Origin of the sequence: Sulfuricurvum sp. (genome assembly GCF_019163035.1) — a bacterium.
Taxonomy (GTDB): Bacteria; Campylobacterota; Campylobacteria; order Campylobacterales; family Sulfurimonadaceae; genus Sulfuricurvum.
This window is the reverse complement of the sequence record NZ_JAFLKV010000105.1, coordinates 17,047-22,724: the sequence shown is the minus strand read 5'-3', so window position 1 is coordinate 22,724 and position 5,678 is coordinate 17,047. Positions and strand designations below refer to the sequence as shown.

The 5,678-nt window shown below is 44.9% G+C and carries 7 protein-coding genes; all 7 read right to left on the bottom strand.

Annotated features, from left to right (window positions below; all coding sequences use genetic code 11):
- Positions 1-19: 19 nt before the first annotated feature.
- Entirely contained in the window at positions 20-133 is a 114-nt protein-coding gene (gene rpmJ / locus JZU62_RS07660; protein WP_013461154.1) for a 50S ribosomal protein L36, read from the bottom strand.
- Positions 134-329: 196 nt separating this feature from the next.
- Positions 330-1,589 (bottom strand): homoserine dehydrogenase, encoded by a 1,260-nt coding sequence (locus JZU62_RS07655; RefSeq protein WP_295013490.1) that lies wholly within the window; start codon positions 1,587-1,589, stop codon positions 330-332.
- A complete protein-coding gene (locus JZU62_RS07650) occupies positions 1,586-2,809 on the bottom strand; it encodes an LL-diaminopimelate aminotransferase (protein ID WP_295013488.1) in 1,224 nt (407 codons plus the stop codon). The genes JZU62_RS07655 and JZU62_RS07650 overlap by 4 nt, the downstream gene beginning before the upstream one ends.
- A 69-nt stretch (positions 2,810-2,878) precedes the next feature.
- The gene (locus JZU62_RS07645; RefSeq protein WP_295013486.1) at positions 2,879-3,454 is read right to left on the bottom strand and encodes a hypothetical protein; all 576 of its coding nucleotides are present in this window, start codon (positions 3,452-3,454) and stop codon (positions 2,879-2,881) included.
- 64 nt (positions 3,455-3,518) lie between these two features.
- A complete protein-coding gene (locus JZU62_RS07640) occupies positions 3,519-4,334 on the bottom strand; it encodes a hypothetical protein (protein ID WP_295013484.1) in 816 nt (271 codons plus the stop codon).
- Positions 4,331-5,008 (bottom strand): 23S rRNA (guanosine(2251)-2'-O)-methyltransferase RlmB, encoded by a 678-nt coding sequence (gene rlmB / locus JZU62_RS07635; RefSeq protein WP_295013482.1) that lies wholly within the window; start codon positions 5,006-5,008, stop codon positions 4,331-4,333. Before rlmB ends, JZU62_RS07640 begins: the two co-directional genes overlap by 4 nt.
- 13 nt (positions 5,009-5,021) lie before the next feature.
- A partial coding sequence (rsmI, locus tag JZU62_RS07630; RefSeq protein ID WP_295013480.1) for a 16S rRNA (cytidine(1402)-2'-O)-methyltransferase occupies positions 5,022-5,678 on the bottom strand: 657 nt, incomplete at its 5' end.

Below are 5,678 nucleotides of genomic sequence, written 5' to 3'. Positions count from 1 at the left end.
CCAGCAATACGTGCCATGCTTATCCTTGTCTTTGTTTATGTTTTGGGGTTTTGCAGATTACGCGCACAATCCCTTTACGCTTGATGACTTTACAATCATCGCACATTTTCTTCACTGAAGAACGTACTTTCATCGGTAGGCTCCGTTGATTTAAATCACTTGCTTCTCGTAGGTGGAAATTGATCACACCAATACTTGTAACTACGATTAAACGCAGTTATAAACATTCAATTTTATTTGTCCGATAGGGCAAAGTGGACGCGTATGATACAGCAGTATAGGTTAAAGTTTTATTAAGGTATAAAATAGAAGTAGGATTCAGATTGTGATTACACAATTCGAATCATAAAAGGAGATTCGAGGACAGCATCCAACCCTTCAAGCTGCTCCATCAATTGATGAATCGCTCTCTCGGTTGCTTCATGGGTCGCAAACAGCAAGTGAGCACATTCACTCTCAGATGGGCGTTGGATGACTGCTTCGATTGAGATGGAGTGATCGGCAAAAAGGCGTGTAATTTGTGCCAATATCCCCGGTTTATCCGAAACACGGAGACGGAGATAATATTTAGAACAAATATCGTCACTATTTTTAAGACGAAGCCCCTCTTCAAGCGGATGGTTAAACCCGAGCATCGGAGAGCGTTTGCCGGAGCGGACAATATCGATGATATTAGCAACTACTGCACTCGCCGTTGCGTTACCGCCCGCACCCGGACCGTAATAGAGAGTTTCACCGACACGATCACCGACGACACTGATCCCGTTCATAACACCGTCGATTTTAGCGATCATCGCCTCTTCTTTAACCAATGCCGCATGAACACGGAGCTCAACTTCACCCTCGTCGCGCTTGGCAATCCCTAAAAGTTTGATTGTGTATCCGAACTCTTTGGCAAAAGCGATGTCCGCAGGGGTTATCCCCTCGATCCCCTCAATCAAAATATCTTCGGGTTTCGCATCGATACCGTACGCGATAGATGCCAGAATAAGGAGTTTGTGTGCCGCATCGAATCCACCGATATCAAACGTCGGATCGGCTTCCGCGTATCCGAGTGCCTGAGCTTCGGCTAAAACTTTCTCAAACGAAGCTCCCTCGTTCATCATTTTGGTGAGCATAAAGTTACACGTACCGTTCATAATCCCCATGATCGAGAGGATATGGTTTGCAGAGAGTCCGTCTCGCAATGCATTGATGATCGGGATTCCCCCCGCAACACTCGCTTCAAACTCAAACGGTATATCTCCCGCAATCTCTTGAAGCTCATAGCGGTGATACGCCAACAAAGCTTTATTCGCCGTAACCACTGCTTTGCCGTTTTGGAGAGCTTTTTTAACAATCTCAAGGGGAAGTTCTACTCCCCCCATCAACTCAACGACGATATCGATTTCGGGATCATCCACAACATCATACGGATTTTGGGAGAGGGTGATTGAGAGATCAGAGACTTTTGAGAGGTCACGCACGACTCCGCTTTTAACGACAATCTCATCCCCTGAACGTGCCGTGATAATCGTTTTATTCTCTTCTAGGATTTGAACGACGGCACGCCCTACCGTACCGACACCGATAACGCCGACTCGTGTCACTCGCTCACCTTGGCATTCAAAGTGCTCAAAAATTGTTTAATATTTTTAGCCGCTTGACGGATACGCTGATCATTTTCGATCAATGCGATACGGACATACTCATCTCCGTAATCACCAAATCCGATCCCCGGTGCTACCGCGACATTGGCTTCCACCAATAGACGTTTTGAAAATTCTAAACTTCCCATGTGAAGTGCGCATTCAGGGATTTTTGCCCAAACGAACATCGATGCCTGATTACGGCGAACCGGCCATCCTGCACGGTTAAACGCATCAATCAAAATATTTTGGCGATGGTCGTATTTATCGGTAATCTCTTGAACGCACGCTTGATCGCCCGTCAAAGCGATGGTAGCGGCTACTTGGATCGGGGTGAACATCCCATAATCCAACCAGCTTTTGATCTTTTGGAGTGCACCGATGAGTTTTGCATTTCCGACGAAGAAACCGACACGCCATCCCGCCATGTTGTAGCTTTTTGAGAGGGTGAACGCTTCAACGGCAACATCTTTCGCCCCCGGAACGGAGAGGATCGATGGAGTTTTGTAACCGTCAAACGTCAGATCACCGTACGCAATGTCACTGATAACATAAAAACGTTCCCGTTTTGCCATCTCTACAAGACGAACATAAAACTCCGGTGTTACCGTTGCGGTTGTCGGATTATGAGGAAAGTTTACAACCACATATTTTGGTTTTGGAAAGGAGACATGAAATGCCTCTTCCAAACGTTCGAAAAATAGATCTTCATCCACTTTGTAATCTTCATCGAACGGAAGTTTCATTTTTTGAACGTTTCCGCCCGCTAAAATAAAGCCATACGAGTGGATCGGATAGGTAGGATCAGGGACAACAACAACATCCCCCGGATTGGTGATAGCATACGCTAAATGAGCATATCCCTCTTTGGAACCCATCGTTGCGACCGCTTCGGTATCGGGATCGAGATCGACATCGTAACGATTTTTATACCAATCGCAAATCGCTTGGCGAAGTTTCGGAATCCCTTTGGACACCGAATAGCCGTGTGTTTTGGTTTTTTCTGCTGATTCAACCAATTTTTTGCGAATATGCTCAGGAGTATCCCCATCAGGGTTTCCCATACTAAAATCGATAACGTCGGCACCGGAGCGTCTACGCGCCATTTTAAGCTCATTTACTTCGGCAAATACGTATTTCGGGAGGCGTTTAATCCGGTCAAATTGGATTTCATCAAACATGGCTACAACCTGTGATTAAAAAATTGCGCCATTTTAACATAAGAGGCTTAGTTTAACTATAAGAGCGCATTAGCGCTCGGAACTCACCGACTCAATCCACAGCCCCTCTTTGAGTACTTTCATCCCCTGAGTGTTGGAAATTTTAAGATATCGTGTCCCTTGCGGGAGCTCAAATGTGAGCTCCTCTTCAGATTTTAGAGATCGAAGTGAGGAGAGAACTTCCATATTTGTGTCTAAAACGCTAACATCAGGGTACCATTTACCCGCATAAGGGGGTTGAATATGAATACTTTGCACCTTTTCAATACGAAACCACTGAGAAGTACTAAGACGCTTTAGTTCAGCCCCATCATCTCCCTCCAGTAAAGGGATATTCCAGAGAGCATTTTGGGTATTGAGCTCCAAAACAACCCCTTTGGCATCCAAATGAGCTTTCTCAATCACGATCCCCTGCTCTTTGAGATTTTCCCCCAACGCGCTAGCATTAAACACTTTGTTCCCTACTGCCGTTGCGCTCAGTTCACCCCTATTTTTTTCAATACTCAAACTATTAACGTCTAGTTTGTACCCTATAGCGTTAAACGCGTGAGTGATGGTGCGGATACTCGCAGTAGGCTCGCCGCTAAAAGTAATATGGGTATTCATAGATCCTCCCAATAGGAGGAGGGGGGCACAAAAGAGAAGAGAGAGGTGTTTGATCACCGAATTTTTACCAGTTTTTCCCGCCGTTGCGTTCCATAAACTCTTTTTGAGTAATTTGTTTCAAAGAACCTTGCTCACAAAGGAAATAGACCGTATTTTTATCATCAAGTAGTGTTTTCCCCTCAGGGTATTGGATTTCAACCCTTCCGTGACCCATAATAATCAACAAACTTTTGGTCGTATCAATAAGAATAGGATCTTTAGTAATGTTTTGAGTTTTTACACCGCTTGCCGTATCAATCATCCCGTACCACACTTTGTACTTTGGAAGAATACTGAGCTCTTTGGACGAGATCAAAGGCTTAATCGGTTTGACACTCTTGTTGACATCAGCGGTTACTACCGGCAGTGCAACAGGCAACGTAATGTTCGTCTCATTGGTATCACTGACGTTTACATCTTTGACCTCGTTCACCACTTCAAGCTCTGATGTTGTAAGTTTCAGCACCTCTTCTTGAGGGGAGGTTGAAAGTTTGCCTTGTAATAAATATCCCCCCCCGATCAAAAGTCCGATTGTAGCCAGTCCCGCTAAAACCCATTTTGGCTTGGAGTTGGAGGTTGCTTGTAAAATCACCGATGCTTTCGGAGCGAGCATCGCGGCATTGTTTTGATAAAATGCCGTATACTCTTCTTTTATTCCACTCAAATCAATACCGTATTCACGCTCCAGAATCGATATATACCCCATAAACTGAACACGCCCGATCTCTGCATAGGCTTTACTCATTACGAGTTCGATCTTATCACGGGAAATATGGGTTTGTTCATGGATTTTTTCTATCCCGAGCGCCTGTAAATCTTCAAATGTTTTACATAGTTTCATCTCATTCTCTCCATCAAAATTGCGCCGGCAACGCCGACATTCAAAGAATCAAAATCATGTGCCATAGGGATAGAAATACCGACATCAAGGCTTTTTTGGACACGTCCGCTCAAACCTTCCCCTTCGTTTCCTAATACCAAAGCACGTTTAGTAGCGAACGTCGTTTCGCGAATGTCGTTCCCGTCCATCACCGCGCCATAAATTTGAAATCCCGATTGCTTCAACTCATGAAGAACATCATGAATATTGTGAATCACAACAAGCGGCATATCAAGTGCCGCACCGCTGCTGGTTCGGATCATCGGTTCAAAATTCGGCTCTTTAATCCCGCTGATAACAATCGCATCCACCCCTAGCGCATAAGCACTGCGAATGAGTGATCCGATATTTCCCATGTCGGTAATAGAGCTGAGGATCACGATAAAATCGCATTTTTTCAAGAAAGGGGAAGCATACGGAACAATTTGGGAAATTTCAGCGATATAACCCTGATGATTTCCCCCCTTGACCATCGACTGCGCCGCTTTTTCGGGGATTCGCTTGATCTCAAAACCCATTTTCATGAGCAACGAATATTCCTTCTTATCGACCTCTTTTGCCAAATATAGGATCTTTATACGATCCTTATGACGTTCAATTGCGTAATAAACCGGTTGTTTTCCATAAATAAGCATGATGTATTATATCCTAAGATTTCATGAGACGCGTATAGCACTCTTTGGGATTTTCTCCCGTAATTTTTGCGATCAGTTTTGAAGCCGCTTTTTTAGGGATATCAAGGGCTAAAATATCCTGTTCGCTGAGCGATGCGCTTTTCCCTTCGGAGGCTTCGATCACCACAACCCATTCACCTCGAATCTCTTTTTCCATTTGAGGGATCAGCTCCGAAGCAACTCCCCGATAAAACCGCTGATACCGTTTCGTCAACTCTTTGGCTAAAAAGACCTGCCGTGTCGGTGCTGCAATCGCTATTTCGCCTAAAAGTTTCTCCAACCGTGTCGGCGCTTCGTACAATACCGTCGTGTATCCGTTGAACAATGCTTCTTGCAATGCAGCTGATCGGTCATTTCCTTTGTGAGGCAAAAAGCCGAAAAAGAGCATTTTCGTTTGGACGAATCCGCTGGCGACGAATGCGGTCAGTACCGCATTTGCCCCCGGCAAAACATCGTATGCAATTTTGTGCTCGATGCAATAGTGGATCAACATCTGCCCCGGATCACTGATCCCCGGCATCCCCGCATCACTCACATAAACAACATTAGCATTAAAAAATTCAGGGGTTAATTTGGAAACAAATTCGGCTTCATTATGGGAATGAAGGCTGAAAAATTGGGGTTCCATCGT

What these genes read in the sequence shown, in the direction of transcription:
- JZU62_RS07650 (WP_295013488.1), bottom strand. Translation starts at nt 2,809, where the DNA reads ATGTTTGATGAAATCCAATTTGACCGGATTAAACGCCTCCCGAAATAC.
- JZU62_RS07645 (WP_295013486.1), bottom strand. Translation starts at nt 3,454, where the DNA reads ATGAATACCCATATTACTTTTAGCGGCGAGCCTACTGCGAGTATCCGC.
- rlmB (WP_295013482.1), bottom strand. Translation starts at nt 5,008, where the DNA reads ATGCTTATTTATGGAAAACAACCGGTTTATTACGCAATTGAACGTCAT.
- rpmJ (WP_013461154.1), bottom strand. Translation starts at nt 133, where the DNA reads ATGAAAGTACGTTCTTCAGTGAAGAAAATGTGCGATGATTGTAAAGTC.
- JZU62_RS07640 (WP_295013484.1), bottom strand. Translation starts at nt 4,334, where the DNA reads ATGAAACTATGTAAAACATTTGAAGATTTACAGGCGCTCGGGATAGAA.